The sequence below is a fragment of the Metabacillus litoralis genome (genome assembly GCF_007994985.1).
Taxonomy (GTDB): domain Bacteria; phylum Bacillota; class Bacilli; order Bacillales; family Bacillaceae; genus Metabacillus; species Metabacillus litoralis.
Genome location: NZ_VOQF01000001.1, coordinates 565,636 through 585,786, shown reverse-complemented (window position 1 = coordinate 585,786; position 20,151 = coordinate 565,636). Strand labels below are relative to the sequence as shown.

Annotated in this window: 26 protein-coding genes; 17 read left to right on the top strand and 9 right to left on the bottom strand. The window is 32.4% G+C overall.

What is annotated here, in order from left to right; genetic code table 11:
* Positions 1 to 41: 41 nt before the first annotated feature.
* Positions 42 to 1,211: a CapA family protein gene (locus FS935_RS02985; RefSeq protein WP_146946029.1), complete on the top strand. Its 1,170-nt coding sequence runs from the start codon at positions 42 to 44 to the stop codon at positions 1,209 to 1,211.
* Positions 1,212 to 1,478: 267 nt separating this feature from the next.
* Here the strand turns inward: FS935_RS02985 and dat are convergent, their stop codons facing one another.
* A complete protein-coding gene (gene dat, locus FS935_RS02980; RefSeq protein WP_146946028.1) occupies positions 1,479 to 2,336 on the bottom strand; it encodes a D-amino-acid transaminase in 858 nt (285 codons plus the stop codon).
* A 461-nt stretch (positions 2,337 to 2,797) separates the two neighbouring features.
* Here dat and FS935_RS02975 point away from each other — a divergent pair, with 461 nt between their 5' ends.
* The 5 genes from FS935_RS02975 (at position 2,798) to FS935_RS02960 (ending at position 6,916) form a co-directional block, all read left to right on the top strand.
* A complete protein-coding gene (locus FS935_RS02975; protein WP_146946027.1) occupies positions 2,798 to 4,099 on the top strand; it encodes a hemolysin family protein in 1,302 nt (433 codons plus the stop codon).
* Positions 4,100 to 4,311: 212 nt separating this feature from the next.
* Positions 4,312 to 5,031, top strand: a complete 720-nt coding sequence (locus FS935_RS02970; protein ID WP_146946026.1) for a YebC/PmpR family DNA-binding transcriptional regulator — start codon at positions 4,312 to 4,314, stop codon at positions 5,029 to 5,031.
* Between the two features lie 474 nt (positions 5,032 to 5,505).
* Positions 5,506 to 5,646, top strand: a complete 141-nt coding sequence (locus FS935_RS23580; RefSeq protein WP_168714457.1) for a hypothetical protein — start codon at positions 5,506 to 5,508, stop codon at positions 5,644 to 5,646.
* A 262-nt stretch (positions 5,647 to 5,908) separates the two neighbouring features.
* Positions 5,909 to 6,538 (top strand): phosphatase PAP2 family protein, encoded by a 630-nt coding sequence (locus FS935_RS02965; protein WP_146946025.1) that lies wholly within the window; start codon positions 5,909 to 5,911, stop codon positions 6,536 to 6,538.
* Positions 6,539 to 6,607: 69 nt separating this feature from the next.
* Positions 6,608 to 6,916 carry a YodL domain-containing protein gene (locus FS935_RS02960; RefSeq protein WP_146946024.1) on the top strand — a complete coding sequence of 103 codons (309 nt, stop codon included), beginning with the start codon at positions 6,608 to 6,610 and terminating at the stop codon, positions 6,914 to 6,916.
* A 77-nt stretch (positions 6,917 to 6,993) separates the two neighbouring features.
* Here the strand turns inward: FS935_RS02960 and yoyE are convergent, their stop codons facing one another.
* A complete protein-coding gene (gene yoyE, locus FS935_RS23575; RefSeq protein WP_168714456.1) occupies positions 6,994 to 7,134 on the bottom strand; it encodes a protein YoyE in 141 nt (46 codons plus the stop codon).
* Between the two features lie 16 nt (positions 7,135 to 7,150).
* A complete protein-coding gene (locus tag FS935_RS23570) occupies positions 7,151 to 7,288 on the bottom strand; it encodes a hypothetical protein (protein WP_168714455.1) in 138 nt (45 codons plus the stop codon).
* A 213-nt stretch (positions 7,289 to 7,501) separates the two neighbouring features.
* On the opposite strand from FS935_RS23570, the gene deoD reads away from it, so the two are divergent.
* From deoD to FS935_RS02945, 3 genes are all read left to right on the top strand, one after another.
* A complete protein-coding gene (deoD, locus tag FS935_RS02955; RefSeq protein ID WP_146946023.1) occupies positions 7,502 to 8,206 on the top strand; it encodes a purine-nucleoside phosphorylase in 705 nt (234 codons plus the stop codon).
* 211 nt (positions 8,207 to 8,417) lie between these two features.
* Positions 8,418 to 9,281: a M15 family metallopeptidase gene (locus tag FS935_RS02950; protein WP_146946022.1), complete on the top strand. Its 864-nt coding sequence runs from the start codon at positions 8,418 to 8,420 to the stop codon at positions 9,279 to 9,281.
* A gap of 15 nt (positions 9,282 to 9,296) precedes the next feature.
* A complete protein-coding gene (locus FS935_RS02945) occupies positions 9,297 to 9,797 on the top strand; it encodes a mismatch-specific DNA-glycosylase (protein WP_146946021.1) in 501 nt (166 codons plus the stop codon).
* A 37-nt stretch (positions 9,798 to 9,834) separates the two neighbouring features.
* On the opposite strand, the gene FS935_RS02940 is transcribed toward FS935_RS02945, so the two are convergent.
* The 3 genes from FS935_RS02940 to FS935_RS02930 form a co-directional block, all read right to left on the bottom strand.
* Positions 9,835 to 10,089: a hypothetical protein gene (locus tag FS935_RS02940; protein ID WP_439116615.1), complete on the bottom strand. Its 255-nt coding sequence runs from the start codon at positions 10,087 to 10,089 to the stop codon at positions 9,835 to 9,837.
* Between the two features lie 263 nt (positions 10,090 to 10,352).
* Positions 10,353 to 11,054 carry a class I SAM-dependent methyltransferase gene (locus FS935_RS02935; protein WP_146946019.1) on the bottom strand — a complete coding sequence of 234 codons (702 nt, stop codon included), beginning with the start codon at positions 11,052 to 11,054 and terminating at the stop codon, positions 10,353 to 10,355.
* Positions 11,055 to 11,113: 59 nt separating this feature from the next.
* Positions 11,114 to 11,386: a hypothetical protein gene (locus FS935_RS02930; protein WP_146946018.1), complete on the bottom strand. Its 273-nt coding sequence runs from the start codon at positions 11,384 to 11,386 to the stop codon at positions 11,114 to 11,116.
* A 273-nt stretch (positions 11,387 to 11,659) separates the two neighbouring features.
* Here FS935_RS02930 and FS935_RS02925 point away from each other — a divergent pair, with 273 nt between their 5' ends.
* Positions 11,660 to 13,048, top strand: a complete 1,389-nt coding sequence (locus tag FS935_RS02925; protein ID WP_146946017.1) for a S41 family peptidase — start codon at positions 11,660 to 11,662, stop codon at positions 13,046 to 13,048.
* A gap of 119 nt (positions 13,049 to 13,167) precedes the next feature.
* Here the strand turns inward: FS935_RS02925 and FS935_RS02920 are convergent, their stop codons facing one another.
* Complete coding sequence (locus tag FS935_RS02920; protein ID WP_146946016.1) at positions 13,168 to 13,791, bottom strand: nitroreductase family protein; 624 nt, start codon at positions 13,789 to 13,791, stop codon at positions 13,168 to 13,170.
* Positions 13,792 to 13,938: 147 nt separating this feature from the next.
* Between FS935_RS02920 and FS935_RS02915 the strand changes: the two genes are divergently transcribed.
* From FS935_RS02915 to FS935_RS02905, 3 genes are all read left to right on the top strand, one after another.
* On the top strand, positions 13,939 to 14,262 hold the full coding sequence (locus FS935_RS02915) for a winged helix-turn-helix transcriptional regulator (protein WP_146946015.1): 324 nt from the start codon (positions 13,939 to 13,941) through the stop codon (positions 14,260 to 14,262).
* Position 14,263: 1 nt separating this feature from the next.
* Positions 14,264 to 15,004 (top strand): SDR family oxidoreductase, encoded by a 741-nt coding sequence (locus FS935_RS02910; RefSeq protein WP_146946014.1) that lies wholly within the window; start codon positions 14,264 to 14,266, stop codon positions 15,002 to 15,004.
* Positions 15,005 to 15,125: 121 nt separating this feature from the next.
* Positions 15,126 to 15,350: a hypothetical protein gene (locus FS935_RS02905; RefSeq protein WP_146946013.1), complete on the top strand. Its 225-nt coding sequence runs from the start codon at positions 15,126 to 15,128 to the stop codon at positions 15,348 to 15,350.
* Positions 15,351 to 15,444: 94 nt separating this feature from the next.
* On the opposite strand, the gene FS935_RS02900 is transcribed toward FS935_RS02905, so the two are convergent.
* Entirely contained in the window at positions 15,445 to 15,900 is a 456-nt protein-coding gene (locus tag FS935_RS02900; RefSeq protein ID WP_146946012.1) for an Hsp20/alpha crystallin family protein, read from the bottom strand.
* 206 nt (positions 15,901 to 16,106) lie between these two features.
* Here FS935_RS02900 and rarD point away from each other — a divergent pair, with 206 nt between their 5' ends.
* The 4 genes from rarD to bshB2 all read left to right on the top strand — a co-directional run bounded on the left by rarD (position 16,107) and on the right by bshB2 (position 18,530).
* Positions 16,107 to 17,048, top strand: coding sequence for an EamA family transporter RarD (gene rarD / locus FS935_RS02895; RefSeq protein ID WP_146946011.1), 942 nt, complete (start codon positions 16,107 to 16,109; stop codon positions 17,046 to 17,048).
* A 149-nt stretch (positions 17,049 to 17,197) separates the two neighbouring features.
* Positions 17,198 to 17,470 carry a protein YoyC gene (yoyC, locus tag FS935_RS02890; RefSeq protein ID WP_146946010.1) on the top strand — a complete coding sequence of 91 codons (273 nt, stop codon included), beginning with the start codon at positions 17,198 to 17,200 and terminating at the stop codon, positions 17,468 to 17,470.
* Positions 17,471 to 17,484: 14 nt separating this feature from the next.
* Positions 17,485 to 17,862 (top strand): YojF family protein, encoded by a 378-nt coding sequence (locus FS935_RS02885; RefSeq protein ID WP_146946009.1) that lies wholly within the window; start codon positions 17,485 to 17,487, stop codon positions 17,860 to 17,862.
* Positions 17,859 to 18,530, top strand: a complete 672-nt coding sequence (bshB2, locus tag FS935_RS02880) for a bacillithiol biosynthesis deacetylase BshB2 (protein WP_146946008.1) — start codon at positions 17,859 to 17,861, stop codon at positions 18,528 to 18,530. Before FS935_RS02885 ends, bshB2 begins: the two co-directional genes overlap by 4 nt.
* A 69-nt stretch (positions 18,531 to 18,599) precedes the next feature.
* On the opposite strand, the gene FS935_RS02875 is transcribed toward bshB2, so the two are convergent.
* A complete protein-coding gene (locus tag FS935_RS02875; RefSeq protein WP_146946007.1) occupies positions 18,600 to 19,961 on the bottom strand; it encodes an MATE family efflux transporter in 1,362 nt (453 codons plus the stop codon).
* Positions 19,962 to 20,151: the final 190 nt, after the last annotated feature.

Sequence of the window (20,151 nt, the reverse complement as noted above, 5' to 3'; positions counted from 1 at the left end):
TTTTTATTTATTAATTGGTAGTTTATTTAAGGAGTAGAAAGATGGATGAGAAGAAGGGGACATATTCTAGAGTCAGATCCCAACATAATAAGAAAAAGCGTAGACTTAAGAAGTCTGTTCGTAGATTTTTATTACTAGTGTTATTTGTAGTGGGGATTGTTTTAACCTATAAGTTTATTATTTTAGAAAATGAAGTTGTTAAGGTTAATACACATAATTCTAAAGAAACAAGTGTTTTGGAAAAAGTAAAGTCTAATGAAGCAACATTAAATACATCAATTAAAATTAGTGCTGCCGGTGATTTTACACTTGGTAGAGATGAAAATTACGCCTATTCTGGGTCATTTGTAGATGAAGCTTCTAAAAATGGCCTTCCGTATTTCGTTGAGGGTATTGATCAACTTTTTTTAGAGGATGATTTTACATCGGTAAATTTGGAAACAACACTAACAAACTCTACAGATAAAGCTGATAAAACATTTCGTTTTAAAGGAGACCCAGTGTATGCAGAAATTCTTAAGCTTGGAGGAATTGATGCGGTCAATTTAGCAAATAACCATATGTTTGATTACTTGCAAAAAGGATATGAAGATACGAAGCTAGCATTAGATACGTTTAATATTGGCTATTTTGGCTATGAAGATCAATTCATTTCATCAATAAAAGATGTGAAAATAGCTGCTCTTGGTTATGAAGGCTGGCAGGACACACCTGACATTAGAGAGAAAATAAAAAAAGATATTGATGGATTAAAAGAGAAAGGTACACAAATCGTTATTATACATTTTCATTGGGGAGATGAAAAGCAATATATACCAAATGTGAGTCAAGAAACGCTAGCAAAATTCACAATTGATTCTGGTGCTGATTTAATTTTAGGTCACCATCCACATGTGATTCAAGGAATTGAGGAATATAAAGGTAAGTTTATCGTATATAGTCTAGGGAATTTTATGTTTGGTGGAAATAGAAATCCAAGTGATAAAGATACATTTGTATTTCAACAGACTTTCCATATAAAGGATGGGATTTTGACAGATAAAAAAGAGATAAATATTATTCCTTATTCGATTTCATCAGTTTCTACTAGAAACAATTATCAACCGGTAAAGTTAAGTGGTGAAGAATCTTCTCGAGTGATGGAAAAGATCCTTCATTATTCAAATGAAATAAATGGTTCTCAGTGGATTGTCTATGATCAAGATATTTAGTAAGTGAATTTCGCTTCAACTGCTTAAATGATTACACTAAAAATTGGGACACAAGTATTTAAGCTAATGATAAACCCGAACTAGTAGGTATTGTTCGGGTTTTATTTTGATGATTATGTATGCTATTTTTAATAACTATTAGAAGCGTGTGTTCGCAGAGCAATGGTACGAACTTGTTGTTCCAGCTTAACTACTTAAAAGAAAACAGTAATATATTGAATAGTTGAGAATTTCTTTAATTTTTCGTTAACCTTTTTTATCTCGAATTTAGTTAATAGGTCCGCATATGGATTCAATTTTTAGGGTGAATAAAGATTGTATATTCTTTGTCACAGGTCCAGGTATACCTGTAGAAATTTTATGGTTATTAATTACGATAATTGGCATGACTTCTGTTGTTGTTCCAGTTAAAAAGACTTCATCAGCATTTAGTAATTCATCTGTTGTGAATTTTTCTTCAATAGTTTTTATTCCTAGCTCTTTACATATGCTTAAAATGACTTGACGAGTAATACCATTTAAAATAAAGTTGTTTGCTGGATGAGTTTTGATTACTCCCTCTTTAACTATCCAAACATTAGAAGAGCTTCCCTCAGTAACGGTATCATCTCTATACTGAATTGCTTCAAAGCAATTTTCAGCTACGGCTTTTTGTTTAGCAAGTACATTTGGTAACAAATTCAAACTTTTGATATCACATCTTAGCCAACGAATGTCTTCAATCGTAATCGCAGAAACTCCACAACTCAAAGAATCTTTAGGAATCTTTAATTCACTTGTGTATGCTATGAATACAGGAGCTGTGTGAATAGTTGTAAATGAATGTTTTCTCGGAGAAACTCCTCTAGAAACCTGAATATAAACAATTCCCATCGTAACATTGTTTTCATTTATAAGTTTGATCAAAAGATTTTTAATTTCCTTTATTGAATAAGGAATATTTATTTCAATAGCTGTAGCACTTTTAATAAGGCGCTCTAAATGTTCATCAGCTGTGAAAAGTTTTCCATTATATATTCTAATAACCTCATAAATACCATCCCCAAATTGATAGCCACGATCCTCAATATCAATATGTACAGTGGATTTATCAACCATTGAGCCATTAAATATGATGTTTTTCATTTTTTACTCCTTTAAAAGGTTTTACTAATTAGTGTATCATATAACATTTACTTCTTGATGATTCACTTTTAGTAAACTTAGTTCACTTAACCCAAAAGGTTTTTTACTAAAATGGAACGTAAATTTGTTACAAAATTTAATCTAGATTAAAAACATTTGTGACTTCTCTATACTGTCTGTCGTATAGTCCTAGTTTTTTTGGGTACAGTTTATTATAAGGGCTTTTGGTCAAGGATATTGTCGAAACTTTGTGAATTTAAAAGGGCACTTTTATAGATATCGGGCAGCTTTTCTTTATAGAAAGGTACCCTTACGCAAGATAAAGAGATGATATTACTGTCTAATTAGGATCAGCAGTCTTAAGAAATCCATTAGTTAGATTATATGCAAGTCATCCCATTATGACTTTTTACCCGTGGATATAGAGGAGGTGTAGATCTTACATTTGTAAGGTTGTGCTATTGATTACATTAAATTTACTATTCATTATCCTATTAATTGCTTTTACTGGCTTTTTTGTGGCAACTGAATTTGCTATTGTGAGAGTACGTATGGTGAGAATTGAGCAACTGATATCTGAAGGGAAGAAAGGTGCCAATTCGGCTAAGATTGTTTTATCTCATCTAGAAGAGTATTTGTCAGCTTGTCAGTTAGGTATAACTGTCACTGCTTTAGGTCTAGGATGGTTAGGGGAACCTACTGTTACAAATATTATTCAACCTTTATTTAACCAATATAATGTTAATGAATCTCTAATACAACTTTTATCATATTGTATTACATTTGGTATCATTACGTTTTTACATGTTGTAGTTGGTGAATTGGCTCCTAAATCAGTAGCTATTCAAAAAGCTGAAGAAATTATCTTATTCTTCTCATTACCAATCATTTGGTTTTATAGAGTCATGTACCCGTTTATTTGGATTTTAAATGGTGCGGCTCGTATTTTTGTTGGTTTATTCGGATTAAGTTCAGCCTCGAAGTTTGATATAGCACATTCAGAGGAAGAATTAAGAATATTGCTGTCAGAGAGTTTTCATAGTGGTGAAATCAATCAAAATGAATTGAATTATGTTAATAATATTTTTGCTTTTGATGAAAGAATCGCTAAAGAGGTTATGGTCCCTAGAACTGAGATTGTTAGTATATCCATGGAAAATACTTATGAGGAAGTTATAAATATTGTAACAGTAGAAAAATATACTCGGTATCCGGTTATTCAAGACAGTGATAAAGATAATATTCTTGGATTTATTAATATTAAAGAATTTCTCACTGCAATGATTATGCAAAAAACAGATAAAAATCAACAATCTTTTCAATCCTTTATCAATCCAATTATACAAGTGATAGAAACCGTACCTATTCATGATTTGTTAGTAAAAATGCAAAAGGAACGAACACATATTGCCATATTAATTGATGAATACGGAGGTACATCAGGTTTAGTTACTGTAGAAGATATCTTAGAGGAGATTGTTGGAGAAATTCGGGATGAATTTGATGAAGATGAAATTCCAGAAATTCAAAAAGTGAGCGAAAATCATTACATTCTAGATGCTAAGATCTTAATTGATGAAGTCAATAACTTACTTGGAGTCGAATTAGAGGATGAAGAAATTGATACAATAGGTGGTTGGTTCTTAACAAGAAATTTTGAAGCAAAAGCAGGCTCAGAAATTCAAGCTGAAGGTTATATATTTAGAGTTAAAACTATAAATGGACATCATATTTCATATTTAGAGGTAGTGAAAAGTGAATAATACCTCAGCATTTCATATTTATTTTTGTGAAATAAATGAGAGGACTTTTAATGATTAACCACTTAACAAATGAGGCAATTAAGGTATAATAAAGACAAGTATTTAGAAATACCATTACATATTTTGAAATATATCAATTTTTAAAATCTCTTTTTTGAAAATGTGTGATTATGTTAAGTGGTATGATTTAATGTTGAAAGTGAGTGTTCATAATGGGTCGTAAATGGAATAATATTAAAGAAAAAAAGGCGTCCAAGGATGCTAATACTAGTCGTATATATGCCAAATTTGGTCGAGAGATTTATGTAGTAGCTAGACAAGGAGAACCTGATCCAGAATCTAACCAGGCCTTGAAGGTTGTTCTAGAAAGAGCAAAAACATATAATGTGCCGAAAACAATAATTGATCGTGCTATAGATAAAGCTAAGGGTGGATCAGAAGAAAATTTCGATGAGCTTCGATATGAAGGATTTGGACCTAATGGTTCAATGATTATTGTTGATGCCTTAACAAATAACGTTAACCGTACTGCTTCAGATGTCAGAGCAGCATTTGGTAAAAACGGAGGAAATATGGGGGTTAGTGGATCTGTTTCCTACATGTTTGATGCAACTGCTGTAATTGGTGTTGAAGGGAAATCTGCCGACGATGTTCTTGAATTATTAATGGAAGCAGACGTTGACGCACGAGATATTTTAGAAGAAGAAAATTCAGTCATTGTTTATGCAGAGCCAGATCAATTTCATTCAATACAAGAGGCATTCAAGAATGCAGGGATAATTGAATTTAATGTTGCTGAATTAACTATGTTAGCACAAAATGATGTTTCATTAACAGATGATTCACAACAACAATTCGAAAAGTTAATCGACGCTTTAGAAGATCTGGAAGATGTTAGGCAAGTTTATCATAATGTAGATTTAAGTGAATAGCTTAAAACGTAGAGGCTGGGACATAAATTAAAGACACTCGCGTTCACCGGGGAGGAAGCAAGCAGATCCTCCTCAGCTACGCCTGCTTAGGTATCAGCTCTTCCTCTAATCTCGAAGATGCTCTAGTGTGTCTTCCGCTCCATTCACTAGTTATTAATAATAGTATGTAAAATCAAAAAATCTATTGAAGAAGGTAAATAAAGACCCGAACTATTAGGCGAATGATTATTGAAAAAGCACCTAATAATTCGGTTTTTTCATTATCTTTTGTTCTGTTCCTTCTCTATTCCCTTCGTAATTGTTTTCATATTTTATTGCAAAACCTACTTATTAACATATACTCTTTTCTATCCTAATTTCAAGTGATATATGTATTTGAACACCCTTATAAGATGATCATTTAAAATAAGAATGATTTTCTGCTTTTAAGTTAAACTAATAGTGCTCTAAAACTATTTGTAGGAGGTATTTAGAATGTCTAAGAAGAAGGAGACACCTTCAAAAGAGGTCGATCAAAAGCAATTAGTAAATGATAAAGCTAAAAAGTCAAAGGTAAATAATTATGAAGATGATCATATTCGCAATACAACTTCAATTGGTGCAACAAATCAATAATTTAGGCTAACCAACTGCATTTTTTCCGGAAAAGCAAATGCCTTTAACGGAAATCAACTACAAAGTTAAACAGATCCATAATTTAAGCAAGATAGTGTAAGTTATTATTCACAATAGAAATTGGTTAATAAGAGCTAATCTTGAACTATAAAATACAAAAAGGTATAAAATGTAGTGAAAAACAATATTATTTTTAAGAGACCCGCTATAACTAGGGGTCTCTTAAATAATAGAACTTTGTGGGAGGGGAAAATGGGGAATTATGCTATTTAGATTTTTAACTCTATTATTTGTTTTTTGCATATGTGCGCTTATTTATCCTATTGAATTTTTCTATCAATGGGATGTTAAGGTAACTTTATTTTTTGAGGATATTCGTCATCCTATTTTAACTAATATTTTCATGTTCATAACAGATATTGGTTCAATAAAATATACCCTGCCTATTTGCATAGTTTTTGCTGGTTTTTTTTATTATAAAAAAAGGAAACTGTTAGATCTTGTTATGTTAACTGTGATCTTTTTTACGGTTAGACAATTAAATGGATTATTAAAAAATTTATTTGTCAGAGATCGTCCTTCTTTTGAATATGTATATGAGGAAAGTCATTATAGTTTTCCAAGTGGACATGCTATGAACTCTACAGCAATCTATGGGTTTTTATGTTTTATTACTTTAAATCACCTGATAAAAAGCGCTAAGCAAAAGTCTATTGTATTGGTTAGCACGATCATATTAATCGGCTTAATATGCATCAGTAGAGTATACTTGGGCGTTCATTTTATCACAGATGTTATAGCTGGAGTTAGTGCTGGTTTAATGTTATTAATTGTAATAACAACGATTCCCTCTAAAATTAAAGTGTTTTTCGACAAAAATAGAAGATATTAGATAAAGGGATTTACATATCTTTTCTCTAATTAAGTTAAATAGACAAAATAATTAGGGGAGATGGAAAAAATGTATTCCTTACTAGTAAAAAAACGTGCAGTTACATATGATATGACCATTTTTCAAACGCCAAATTTTGGGGACAAAAAAGGTTATAAAGAAGTGTATCGTATAAGTGTTGTCGGTACTACGCATAATGATGCTCTAAATAATATATTTCAAGTTTTTAATGTGAATGATCGAATTCCTCAGGATTATACTGCAAGGTATTTAAGTACAGGAGATATTATCTTAATTGATGAAGGTAAAAAAGGGCAATTTTACTATAAGTTATTTCCTCAAGAATGGAAAAAAATTAACCGAATACATGTAAGGTGATAAGAAGCTATGTATTTATCCATAGCTTCTTTTTAATTATACCGAAGTCTTCATGAGTGATATGGAATTTTTACCATTTAAATATGGTGACCTGGACCATTTTTACGTTTCTCAGAAGTATGTTCTTTCGAATGTGCAGTTTCTTCTGCTGCTAAAACTTCTGGTGATATATGGTTATTTTTTTTAGGTGTGTTTCTGTTGCGATGTTTTTTACCCATTTATTCATATCCCCCCTTAAATTTCGTTGGATTTATTAGTATTATGTGTTTTTTGTTTTCTAGGCTTTTTTGATTCATGTGGCATTGTTCCATTTCGTGAACCTGGAGTTGTTTCGTTAGCATGTTGTACTGCTTGTTCCAACTTTTTTTTCATAGAAATCCCTCCAAAATTGTATTCATATTTATATTGCCCTTAATCAGTAGAGTTAAGCTGTAAAATAATACTTAGAATGCTAACAAAAATAATGGATGATAATAAAAGTGTAGAGTAAGATCCATTTTGCGCTTTTAAAGATTTTTCATGTTTGTTTTATTATGTTATAGTAAATTGATTCTTTTTGATTATTTTAAGTGGAGGTAAAAGAGAATGAGTGTACATATTGGGGCAAAAGAAAACGAAATAGCAGAAACGGTATTATTACCAGGAGATCCATTACGTGCTAAATATATTGCTGAAACATTTCTAGAAGATGTTAAATGCTATAATGAAGTAAGAGGTATGTTAGGGTTTACTGGTACATACAAAGGAGAGCGTATTTCAGTGCAAGGTACGGGAATGGGTGTACCTTCTATTTCAATTTACATAAATGAGTTGATGAGTAGCTACGGTGTTCAACAGCTAATTCGTGTTGGTACTTGTGGTGCAATCCAAAAAGATGTAAAAGTTAGAGACGTCATTCTGGCGATGAGTGCATCAACTGATAATCAAATGAACCGTCTAACTTTTGGAGGAGTTGATTATGCACCAACTGCAAATTTTGAACTCCTTAAAAAAGCATATGATACTGGAATCGAAAAAGGATTAAATTTAAAAGTTGGAAATATATTCACTGCCGATATGTTTTACAATGATAATGCTGAATTAGAGAAATGGGCAAAATATGGGATATTAGCAATAGAAATGGAGTCTTCCGCACTTTATACTTTAGCCGCTAAATTCGGAAGAAAAGCATTATCAGTACTTACTGTTAGTGACCACATTTTAACTGGTGAAGAAACAACGTCTGAAGAGCGACAAACAACATTTAATGATATGATTGTTGTTGCTTTAGATGCTGCTATAAAAAAATAAACGTCAAAACGTATGCCATTGCATACGTTTTTTTTGTGATTTACTTCTTTGCAAAAAAAATGTCGAAAAAAATAACACTATTTTTTAAATAGATTGTTTTAACAAATAGGAAAATAGGGTAAAAATGTGTGTAGGTGCTTTATCTCATATCAATTTTAAGGCACTTAATGATAAAATAGAGATGTTATCTATTTTAGATTGGGTGATATTTATGTCTTATTATGTAAAGCTATTTGTCGTTATAAGCGGAATTACTGTGTTATCAGCATGCACAACAAACTTTTCATTACCTAGAGGAATTCCATTTAATGAGGTAAACCAGGATGAAGCAATAGAAAAAGGTGACAGTCATACTACAGATAACAATGATTCTATCGATGAAAACCAAATTAACAGTGAAGAAATAGAAGAAACAGAAATAGATAGGGAATTTTTATTAGAGTCTCATTTTTTTAATGAGGTAAAAGTCGTCAATGGAAACCAGGTTATTGAAAATCCCTCAAATATCATGGCAATGGTGAATAAAGAATATGGGTTAGAAGATGATTATGTTCCTAAGGATTTAGTGATTCCTGAAGTTGACTTTTCATTTGGTGATGCAGACATTCCTCAAAGTTATCTAAGAAAAGATGCTGCTACTGCTCTAGAAAAATTATTTAAACTTGCAAAAGAAGATAATATCGAGTTGCTTGCAGTTTCAGGATATAGATCTTTTTTTCGACAACAGGGTATCTTTAATGTTGAAAAAGGAAATAAAGGGGAAGAAAAAGCTTTACAGGCAGTTGCATTACCAGGGCAAAGTGAACATCAAACTGGACTAGCAATGGATGTGACAAGTAGAAGTGTAAATCTTGAAATAACAAAAGAGTTTGGTGAAACAAAAGAAGGAAAATGGGTTAGTGAAAATGCACATAAAGCCGGCTTTATAATCAGATATCCGCTTGGAAAAGAATCCATAACAGGATACCAATACGAACCATGGCATTTACGTTATGTTGGTTTAGAGCAGGCAAAAGTGATATATGAAAATAAGCTAACTCTTGAGGAATACTTTCAAAAAGCCAAAAAAATATAGTCGGAGTTTTAAAATATGACAAAAGATTTAGATCATCTTAAAGATGGCTTAACAATCTTATTTATAGGGTATAACCCTAGCCTTATTTCAGGTGAGATAGGACATAATTATGCTAATAAAAATAATAGGTTTTGGAAGCTTCTTTATAAATCAGGTATAACGGAAAGGTTGTATCTTCCTGAAGAAGATGGCAACTTATTAGATAAAGGGTTTGGTTTTACAAATATTGTTTCAAGACCTACTAGAAGTGCTGATGAAATCACAAAAGATGAATATCAAGAAGGTAGAAAAATACTCTATAAGAAAATAAACTTATATAAACCTAAAATTGCCTTTTTCGTTGGAAAGGGTGTTTATCTTCAATATAGTCAAATGAAAAAAACGTCATGGGGTAAGCAAGAGAAAAGTATTGTACCTGATGTTATTGATTTTGTAGCACCTTCTTCAAGTGGACTAGTAAGGATGAGTGTAGATGAAATTACTTCAATCTATAGAAGTGTAAAGGATTATAAATAAAAGGTAAGGGAATGAACCCTTACCTTTTATTTACCTTTTACCAGAAAAGTAAACCACCTAATGCTATTCCAGTAATAAGCCCTAGACCAAGTCCATAAGGAGCGCCAAATCCATATCCGTATCTGTATCCAAAACCAAATCCATATCCGCCTCTTTGAATGACAGGCTCAATAAATACTTTACTTTGTGTTACTTGACATATTCTTCCTACGTGAACTCGACCATGTCGATCATTAATTCTAACAACTTTACCATTGTAGCGACAACATAATTGATAGTAGTGTTGAGACAAGAGAAATCCCTCCTTTATGATCATTCACCATAGTTTATGATGAATGCATGAAGAGGGATTGTACGCCTATCATGAGTTAAGAATTTTATTTTCCTATGGCTGTTTTCGTAAACTTTGTTGTTTTTAGAATCATGATGGAAACAACTCTGTATAAAGTCTAGTGGCATCTTTTCTACTGCAAATCTAACCTTTTATGCGATAACAAACTGGTTGCAACAGATAATAAAGTCTAAAAGCAACAATCTTTCAGAAAAGAGCCTTTACTATTTAAGGAAGAAAACACAGTAGGAGAGTTTAGTTTGATATTTATTTGTTAATTGCTCATGTTTATCAAGAAGAGTAAAGGTTGTGTCGGGAAGGTCATCGCTAAGGTCGAACTCGGTACTAGGCTCGTCATCATCGTTTACGACAATATCAGTGGGACCTAAGGTCTTATAAACATCCAAATTATATTCTTTAAACTGATTTTCCCATTCTTCTTTAGAAAGAATAGAAGAAAAACCATAAAAATCAAGCAATTCTGTTTCTTCATCTTTAGTTAAATGTGCAGCTTTTATTATTTCAATTGCAATCATTTTACCATTTTTAGTCATAATTCTCTTCATTTCAGGGAGGGAATTTTTCAGTTGGGTAAAAGATAATACTGATTCACATAGTATTAAATCATAAGAATGATCAGCAATAGAAGTTTTCACAAGGCTTTCATGTAAATACAGTATTTGATTTTTTGGATCTGTATTTTTACTTCTTGCGATAGAGATCATTCTAAAATTATGATCTAAACCAGTAACCTTATAGCCTAGTTGATGAAGATAGTTAGTAGTTTGACCAGTGCCACACCCAGCATCAAGTATCGTTGCATCAAGAGGGATTTGTTCAAGTTCAAAAATGGTTTTAGTAAGTGGAAGACCACCTGGATGTGCACCACCTATTCCTAAGAAAGATAACATTTGTAAATAATTCATCAGTATTCCCCCATTTATAATCTAAGAGTATTTATATGGAGGAATAACCAAAAAGGTGCTTATAAGCAACTGAATAAACGATGCTTTTCATATAATTTATTTAATTTTGGAGTGAGTAGTTGATAAATTTCAGCTTTGTATATTGTTTGTAATGAACATTTTACGTGTAAAGTTTCAACAAAACTTTCAATACAACTATCAATATAATGAATCACTTGATTTTTATAATAAAGAATATTGCTATTTATTTTGTAATCTATGTCTTTAAGTAATGACATAGAAAAATAAATCATATTAAAGTCATTTTTACCGATGTAATCGATTAGTTGCATATCAAAACCTCCCATATTTACATTCGTGTAATAAACTTTACATTAAATCAACAGAGAAGTATCGTACTTTTTGTCGATTGTAAAAGACTATTTATTTCATTGTGTAGGATCATGCTTTTTACCATTCATTGTTTTAAGGATTTTGGTTACATTATTTATGTGACCCTCCATAATCTGGCTAATTGATATCATAATATCTATACATATTCATTGACGTTTTAAATGTGGTTAGACATAATAAATACATACATAAAGGTGGTGCAGTAATCGAGAATGAAGAATAGTAAATTACTTATTTCAATTTTAGTCACAGCAATTATCACAGCAGGTATTACATACAATCTTGTTTCACCTAAAGAAGTTACCCTGTTGAATGAAGAAGATCCTTTCTCTAAATTAAAATCAACATATAATTTATTACAGAAAAATTATTATCAGGATGTTGAGACAGAAAAGTTAGTTGAAGGTGCAATTAAAGGAATGGTAGAGTCTTTAGAAGACCCATATTCTGTCTACATGGATATTGAAGAAGCAAAAAGTTTTAGTGAAAACATATCTTCTTCTTTCGAAGGAATTGGAGCAGAAATACAAGAGAATGATGGAAGTATAATCATTGTATCTCCTATAAAGGGTTCACCTGCAGAAGAAGCTGGCCTTAAACCAAAGGATGTTATTCAAAAAGTTGATGATAAGTCAGTTGAAGGATTTTCTGTTACAGAGGCAGTCATGTTAATTAGAGGAGAAAAAGGATCAACAGTTAACCTTGTTGTTGAAAGACCAGGTGTTGGGAATTTAAACTTTACAATTACACGAGATACAATTCCTATTGAAACAGTTTATTCTGAAGTGATTGAAGATCAAATTGGTAAAATTCAAATTACCAAGTTTTCTGAAAGTACAAGTGAAGAATTTGCTAAAGCTTTAAGTGACCTACAGGAGCAAAATGTAAAAGGTCTAATTATTGATCTTAGACAAAATCCTGGTGGTTTAATGGATAAAGCAATTGCTATGTCTGACATCTTTGTTCCAAAAGGTGAGAATATTCTTCAGGTAGAATATAATAATAAGACCAAAGATGTTTATAAAGCTGAGAATGATGCAATGATTGATCTACCTACAACAGTGTTAATAGATGGTGGAACAGCTAGTGCCGGAGAGATAATGGCTGCTGCTTTAAATCAATCAGCGGGAATACCACTTGTGGGTGAAAAAACCTTTGGCAAAGGAACTGTGCAATCTGCTAAAGGGTTTGAGGATAATTCTTCAGTTAAGTATACAACAGCTAAATGGTTAACACCTGATGGGACATGGATTCATGATAAAGGAATTGAACCAACAGTAAAAGCCGCATTACCAGATTATGCGAATTTACCTTATATTAATCCTGATAATGTACTTAAACAAGGTGATTCAACTCCTGAAGTGAATGCTGCACAGCAAATGTTAAAAGCATTAGGTTATGATGGGGTAAGCTTAAATGGATATTTTGATGAAAATACAACGAAGATTGTTAAACAATTCCAGCAAGATCAAGCTCTTGAAGTTGATGGGAAAATTTCTGAAGGAACAACAATTAAGTTAATTGAGTTGTTACAAAGTAAAATAAAAGAAAATGATACACAACTTGATAAAGCAATAGAAACATTAAAGAAAGACTTATAAAAAAAGCTCTTCGTTTGTCACAAAATGTGACAACGAAGAGCTTTTTTTAGTTTAATTCAAACTTCACACAAATACCGTCACCTTGTAAATTTTAAGCAGATGAAAATCTAGATATACAATTAAAGCCATGTAGAGACTTGTTTAACATCTAAACGGTTGCTTTTGTGAGCGGGTTTGACAGCTTTACCAATTGTAATTAACATCACTGGTACATATCTATCAGAGACATTGAACTCTTTGACAAAACCCTCTTTATTGAAACCGCCAATCGCACAAGTATCGAAGCCTTTTGCTTTTGCAGTCAACATAAGCTGCATTGCAGCCAAAGAAGCATTTGAAAAAGCAGCATCTCTAGCAAAAGTCTCATTTGTATACGCACCATTTATTTGCTTGGCTAGTGTTTCTTTGATTTCTGCGCTCATGTAACCAGCATGAACTAATGGCTCATATACTGTTTCAGTGTTTTTATTAGCTTCTAAATCACCAAGTATAGCAATAACTGCTGATGATTCAACAATTTGATTTTGATTATAAGCTATAGGGAGAAGCTGTTGTTTTGATTGATCACTATGAAAAACGGTAAAGTGCCAATGTTGTAAATTCCAAGCAGATGGTGCAAGTGTTGTAAATGTCAGAATATCCTCTAATTCTTCTTTAGTAATTTTTTTATTTGAATCATAGTTACGTACTGAAGTACGAGACTTTATAACGGTCATTAAATCCTCTGTGTATGTTGAACTCATTAATACATCCTCCTAATATTTGAAATGTAATGGTTGATACTATATACTAAAAGTAATAGACTTACTTTTAGTAAGTTCCTTCACATAAGGAACATCATAATTGATATAATAAATTGAGTCAAGAGAAACGAAGCAAGGGGAGATAAAATGAAACTAAATCTTTGTCCAAAAATGGAGTCTGCTTTTAGACTTTTAGGTAAACGTTGGATTGGTATTATTATTCATGTTTTATTGGACGGACCAAAAAGATTTAAAGATCTAACTGAGATTATCCCTAGTATTAGTCAAAAGATGTTATCTGAGCGGCTAAAGGAACTGGAAAATGAAGGGCTTTTAGAACGGATTGTCATAGATGATACACCAGTGAAAGTTATATATCAGTTAACAGACAAAGGGAAACACTTAGAAGGTGTTATGTGTGAGGTAGGGAAATGGGCTGATACCTTTTGTGAAACAGAAGGAGAGAAGTGACATGAGTAGAACGGTTATTATTACTGGGGGCTCGAATGGCATTGGTAAAGAGCTCGTATATCATTATGCTAATAAGGGTTATAAAGTTGTAATTGCAGATATAGATGAAAAAAGTGGGGAAGAAATAGTAAATCAATGTAAAGTGAATGATTTAACTGTTTATTTTATTAAGACAGATGTCTCAAAAATTGAAGACATAAAAATTTTAATCCAGAAAACGCTTGATCACTATGGTTCATTAGACATTTTGGTTAACAATGCTGGGCTGTCGAAATGGAAATCTCCTTACGAAATTACGGTCGAAGAATGGGATACAATGATTAACACAAATTTAAGAAGTGTGATGTTTACCTCAAGGGAAGCTGCAAAGGTCATGAAGGGAAATGCTACTGGAGGCAAAATTGTTAATTTAGCTTCAACAAGAGCATTCATGTCAGAACCAAACTCTGAAGCATATGCAGCAACTAAAGGAGGAATCATTTCACTCACCCATGCTCTTGCAACATCATTAAGCGATGATGGTATTCAAGTAAATTCAATATCACCTGGTTGGATTGAAACAGGAGATTACAGCAAATTAAGAGGGATTGATCATTCACAGCATTTATCGAATAGAGTTGGGAAACCAGAAGATATAGCTAAAGCGTGTTATTATTTAACCTCTTCGGATAATGATTTTGTTACAGGAATAAATCTCACTATTGATGGTGGAATGACGAAGAAAATGATTTATGAACATTAAAGATCTTCCAATAGACTAGAAATTCAAACGAATTACCTAAATTATAGGTGTTTACCCAATCCAATTGTTATTTACATGAATACTTATTAGTGTAGGTAATTATTCGAGGAGGTAAAGAAATATGTCACATTTTGTAAGAAGTGGTTATGGTAATCCACATCAAGAAAGATTCTTTTTTGGTGGACCTTTTGTTGGAGGACTTCTTGGTGGTTTAGTTGGTAGTGCTGTGTTTAGACCACGTCCAATTCCATATGGAGGATTCCCGCCGTATGGTGGATATGGTGCTCCTTATGGTTACGGATACGGATATGGATATGGATATCCTCATGGACCGTTCCGTTATTAATCAGAGGTTGATTGTTAAATTATTAAATGATTGATAGAAACAAATGAAAAACAAGGGGCTGACTCAATTAGAGTCAGCCCCCATTTTTGTACTATTAGGTAATATCTACTTCCGAAATTGAATTTTCATCTAACTTTACTAATTGTATCTCAAGATAATGATCAATATATCTAGCTTTTGTACCCTTGCGTTTTACGGGTGCTGGAAGCATGTATTTTGAGACATCACCCTGTTTTGGGTAGTTTTTAACTAAAAGTTGATGATTTGTATGCTGTAGCTTAATATCTTTATCATGATTTTTGGGGATATTTAGCTTAACATATACAAATTCATTTGTTTCGAAAATTTCGGGAGTGGGTTTTTCAACCTTTTCAACCCTTTCATTTTGTGTTAAATCTCCTTGGAATGGGAAGCTTTGTGATAAATCGCCACCGAATACATTTTTCATTACGTTTTGGATATAGTTTTCAACTTCTTTGGGGTTCATTTTATTCAAATTTTTAGTGAAACTACTTTGATCAAATGGAAATTGTTTATTCCACGGAAACATCTTTTCACATCCTTAAATGTAAGATTTATAACTATGATATGCAGTAGATGGGTAAACGGTTAGCAATGCATATATGTTGTGGTACAACTTCCCTTAAGTTTATAATGGTTTTTATGAAAGGCTCTTTATTACTTGGAATTAAGGATAATGTATATAGAAGCTATTTATAACTGCCTTAGGTTATTGAAGAAGTGAGGAAAAAGATTATGAATTCAACTGAAGCTAATTCGTATAAACAGGGGTTACTATACACAGCAGGGTCCTATCTTCTTTGGGGGATTTTGCCTTTGTATTGGAAATTGGTGGGGAATGTAGCTTCTGAAGAGATTTTAGCACACCGGATTTTTTGGTCATTTTTGTTTATGTTAGTGGTACTAGGTATTAATAGTGAATGGAAGCAGTTGATTAGTACCTCAAAGAAAATTATCCAAAAGCCTGTTATACTAGTAACATTGATCATTTCATCAATATTAATTAGTATTAATTGGTTTGTTTATATTTGGTCAGTAAATAATAATCAGATGATTGAAGCAAGTTTAGGTTACTACATAAATCCTTTAATTAGTGTTTTATTAGGAATGATCTTTTTTAAGGAGAAGTTAAATCTTCTGCAAAGAATTTCTTTTGTTGTTGCGGCCATTGGTGTGCTCTACATGACATTAAATTACGGAAAAGTGCCATTTGTTGCTTTAACACTAGCTTTAAGCTTTGGACTATATGGCTTAACCAAAAAAATGACGAAGTTAAGCTCTGCAATTGGCTTAACATTTGAAACAATGGTTGTTACACCAATTGCCTTTTTCTACTTAACCTTTTTAGCACAAAAAGGTGATCTGTTATTTTTTGATGTAGGATTATCAACAAAATTACTGTTGATTGGTGCTGGTGCAGCAACAGCTGTACCTTTACTTTTATTTGCAACAGGAGCAAAGCGGATTCCATTGTTTATGGTGGGCATTCTACAGTATATTGCACCAACAATCACATTAATAATTGGTATTGTTATTTATAATGAAAATTTCACTTATATTGAGGTTGTAACTTTCACATGTATATGGACTGCTTTATTGATTTTTACATTATCACATTCGAAATATGTCAAAAAAATAGAAGTGAAAATCAGAAGAAAAAATTCACTAGAGGTATAAGTCTTGAATTGTTGTTAATGCTTAAACAAGCTCTTAGCTTGAGGTTGAGGAAGCTCCTTGACAAAAAGGACAAAGTTAACCTACTTTCTTTGATAGTGAACGCTTGTATCGGAAATTATTATTTATGGAAATTGTGAGGCTTCAGGACAATGAATTATAGTGATTTACTTAGTGCTTATCGTGATCTTTGGACAAATCGTTCATTACCAGTTGAAAAAGATGATTATCAAACTTTAATAGACTCAATCATAAAAGAACTAAAAGATGAAATGACACATCCGAGAATTAGAAAAAGTCATATGGAGAAATTCTATTACTCAGTGAGTAGAATTATATCTTCTTCTTTAAACAACGAGCAAAAGACACAATTGATTGACTTACATATCCTTGCTATGAAGAATATCGAAAATAATAAACATTAAGGAGACAAGTAGAAATGAAGGAAATTTCAAAAGTTGCTGTACAAGCTTATCTTGATAAGTTCTTAAATAAATCTGTTTATATACATTTAGAAACAACAACAGGATCGTATTCAGCACATAAAGACGAAAAAAATATGACCGTAGTAGCTTTTATCCGCAATGCGAAAGTTACGTATCATCAAGCAAAAATCACTGGAAATGGTCCATACCGTGTAGGTTTAAAGCTTGAGGATGGCTGGATATATGCTGAAGGACTAACTGATTGGACACAAGCAGCTGATCAACAATTATTACTTGCTGGTCATAATGGAGAAGGACAGCTAGCAATTGCGCTTCAAATAAGTGAAATTCCTTTTGGTGAAATTAAGGGAGTAGAGGAGACTGAAAAATGAGAGAACATGTACTAGTCATTTTACCACACCCGGATGATGAAGCATTTGGTGTTGCAGGTTTAATTGCTAAAAATAGAAAAGCAGGAATTCCTGTTACATATGCATGTGGTACATTAGGAGAAATGGGCAGAAATATGGGTAATCCTTTATTTGCTAATCGTGAAATTTTACCCCAAATTCGCAAAAAGGAATTAAGTGACGCCTGTAAAGCGATGGATATTCAAGATTTAAGGATGCTTGGTCTTAGAGATAAAACACTCGAGTTCGAAGATGATGAGCACCTAGCTACTATTATGGAAGGCATCATCGATGATGTAAAACCTTCTTTAATCGTGACTTTCTATCCTGGACATGGTGTTCACCCTGATCATGATGCATGTGGTGCTGCAGTTATACGTGCTTTAGAACGTAAACCGATTGAAGAAAGACCTATAACTTATTGTATGGCAATTACTAAAAACCGTTTTGAAGTGATTGGAGAGCCAGATATTCATATTAATATTACTGATGTAGCAGATATTAAATTAAATGCATTAAAAGCACATCGATCACAAACTGAAGGTATGTTAAAACAAATTGAAGAAAAGCTTCTAAATAAAGATCCGGAATTTATGCATTGGTTTGAAAGTGAAGTATTTTGGACATATAAGTGGAACAGTTCTTTTTAGTTCTTGTTAATTAGGTGTTTATTATGACAAACAAGGCTGACTCAGTTCATTGAGTCAGCCTTGTTTGTTTTAGTTTGTTGATAATTCTTGTTGTTTTCTTTTTTGGATAAAAGCAAGTCTAGCAGAAAGACCAATTGCTCCTGCTGCAAGGCCAGATATTAAACCAATCCAATACCCAAAAGCATCTAGTGGTGTGTATGTGGCTAACAAAAAGCCTACTGGAAGTCCAATTACCCAATACGATACAAGAGCCATAATAAAAGTTACATTAACATCTTTATATCCTCTTAAAGCACCTTGTATAGGAGCAGCTATGGCGTCTGATAATTGGAAGAATATAGCGTAAATCAAAAAGTCTTGAGTAAGTTTTAGTACATCAGGATCCGAAGTATAGATGGAAGCTACTTCTGGACGGAAGAAATAAATGAGTGCCGCCGATAAAATAGATAAAAACAGGGCAAAGCCAATTCCTAAATAACTATATTGCTTTGCATCCTTCATTCTTTTTGCCCCTATTTCATGACCGACAACAATCGTTAATGCCATTGAAATACTTAGTGGAAGCATATAAAGGAATGAGGCAAAGTTGATAGCTGCCTGGTGTGATGCAATTGTAACGGTATTATATTGCCCCATCAATAAGGTGACAGCAGCAAAAATACTTGTTTCAAAAAATATAGAAAGCCCAATTGGAACTCCAATGAGTAATATTTCAGCCCATGCTTTAAATGATATCTTATAAAATGTTTTAAAGATTCCAAATTCCTTAAAAGGTGCTTGCTTAAAAATAATAAAGATCGTTATTCCTGCAATACACCAATAGGTAATGGAAGATGCGATTCCAGCTCCAATACCACCAAGCTTTGGAGCTCCGAATTTACCAAAGATAAACATATAATTTAAGATAAAGTTAATAGGAAGAGATGTAAGAGTGATAAACATGGTTACTCTAGTAAGTCCTAACGCGTCAATAAAACAACGAAGTACCGCATAAAGAAATAGTGGGAAAATCCCAAATGATAAAGCTACAAGATAACCTTTTGCTATATGTATTACATCTTCCTCTAAGCCCATATTATTTAATATGAGATCTAATGTAAAAAAACCTAGAAGAAAAATAAGTATTGAAATGAACAAGCTAACATATAACCCCTGCACAACCATAAAAGGAACTTCTTTCTTCTTCTTTGCTCCAATTAGATGAGCTACGATTGGTGTAACGGATAATAAAATGCCACTTAATCCAGTATAAACTGGTATCCATAGGCTTGAACCAATTGCTACTCCGGCTAAATCGTCTCGATGGACTTTTCCGGACATGGTAGTATCGAAAAAGCTCATCGAGAATAAGCCCAGCTGGGTCACTAATATCGGAAAAAGTATACTTGAAAATTGGAACAACTTATCCCGCTTTGAAACTGCTTCTTTCATATTAACATCCTCTTTTCTAGTTGTTGACTAGAGAATTATAACATGAATGATATCAATGAGATGTTATTTTTGTTCATTGTTTGATTTGCGTGATTCTCCTTTAAACATTTGAAAATAAAAAAAGCCTAATGAAATCACACCTAAAATGCTAAAGATATATTGAAAAATCTTTTGAGTAATCATTGTAAAA

Bases quoted from the DNA above. Each gene is read 5' to 3' on its own strand.
- FS935_RS02985 (WP_146946029.1), top strand. From the start codon at position 42: ATGGATGAGAAGAAGGGGACATATTCTAGAGTCAGATCCCAACATAAT.
- dat (WP_146946028.1), bottom strand. From the start codon at position 2,336: ATGAAAAACATCATATTTAATGGCTCAATGGTTGATAAATCCACTGTA.
- FS935_RS02970 (WP_146946026.1), top strand. From the start codon at position 4,312: ATGGGTCGTAAATGGAATAATATTAAAGAAAAAAAGGCGTCCAAGGAT.
- FS935_RS23580 (WP_168714457.1), top strand. From the start codon at position 5,506: ATGTCTAAGAAGAAGGAGACACCTTCAAAAGAGGTCGATCAAAAGCAA.
- FS935_RS02965 (WP_146946025.1), top strand. From the start codon at position 5,909: ATGCTATTTAGATTTTTAACTCTATTATTTGTTTTTTGCATATGTGCG.
- FS935_RS02960 (WP_146946024.1), top strand. From the start codon at position 6,608: ATGTATTCCTTACTAGTAAAAAAACGTGCAGTTACATATGATATGACC.
- yoyE (WP_168714456.1), bottom strand. From the start codon at position 7,134: ATGGGTAAAAAACATCGCAACAGAAACACACCTAAAAAAAATAACCAT.
- FS935_RS23570 (WP_168714455.1), bottom strand. From the start codon at position 7,288: ATGAAAAAAAAGTTGGAACAAGCAGTACAACATGCTAACGAAACAACT.
- deoD (WP_146946023.1), top strand. From the start codon at position 7,502: ATGAGTGTACATATTGGGGCAAAAGAAAACGAAATAGCAGAAACGGTA.
- FS935_RS02950 (WP_146946022.1), top strand. From the start codon at position 8,418: ATGTCTTATTATGTAAAGCTATTTGTCGTTATAAGCGGAATTACTGTG.
- FS935_RS02945 (WP_146946021.1), top strand. From the start codon at position 9,297: ATGACAAAAGATTTAGATCATCTTAAAGATGGCTTAACAATCTTATTT.
- FS935_RS02935 (WP_146946019.1), bottom strand. From the start codon at position 11,054: ATGAATTATTTACAAATGTTATCTTTCTTAGGAATAGGTGGTGCACAT.
- FS935_RS02930 (WP_146946018.1), bottom strand. From the start codon at position 11,386: ATGCAACTAATCGATTACATCGGTAAAAATGACTTTAATATGATTTAT.
- FS935_RS02925 (WP_146946017.1), top strand. From the start codon at position 11,660: ATGAAGAATAGTAAATTACTTATTTCAATTTTAGTCACAGCAATTATC.
- FS935_RS02920 (WP_146946016.1), bottom strand. From the start codon at position 13,791: ATGAGTTCAACATACACAGAGGATTTAATGACCGTTATAAAGTCTCGT.
- FS935_RS02915 (WP_146946015.1), top strand. From the start codon at position 13,939: ATGAAACTAAATCTTTGTCCAAAAATGGAGTCTGCTTTTAGACTTTTA.
- FS935_RS02910 (WP_146946014.1), top strand. From the start codon at position 14,264: ATGAGTAGAACGGTTATTATTACTGGGGGCTCGAATGGCATTGGTAAA.
- FS935_RS02905 (WP_146946013.1), top strand. From the start codon at position 15,126: ATGTCACATTTTGTAAGAAGTGGTTATGGTAATCCACATCAAGAAAGA.
- FS935_RS02900 (WP_146946012.1), bottom strand. From the start codon at position 15,900: ATGTTTCCGTGGAATAAACAATTTCCATTTGATCAAAGTAGTTTCACT.
- rarD (WP_146946011.1), top strand. From the start codon at position 16,107: ATGAATTCAACTGAAGCTAATTCGTATAAACAGGGGTTACTATACACA.
- yoyC (WP_146946010.1), top strand. From the start codon at position 17,198: ATGAATTATAGTGATTTACTTAGTGCTTATCGTGATCTTTGGACAAAT.
- FS935_RS02885 (WP_146946009.1), top strand. From the start codon at position 17,485: ATGAAGGAAATTTCAAAAGTTGCTGTACAAGCTTATCTTGATAAGTTC.
- bshB2 (WP_146946008.1), top strand. From the start codon at position 17,859: ATGAGAGAACATGTACTAGTCATTTTACCACACCCGGATGATGAAGCA.
- FS935_RS02875 (WP_146946007.1), bottom strand. From the start codon at position 19,961: ATGAAAGAAGCAGTTTCAAAGCGGGATAAGTTGTTCCAATTTTCAAGT.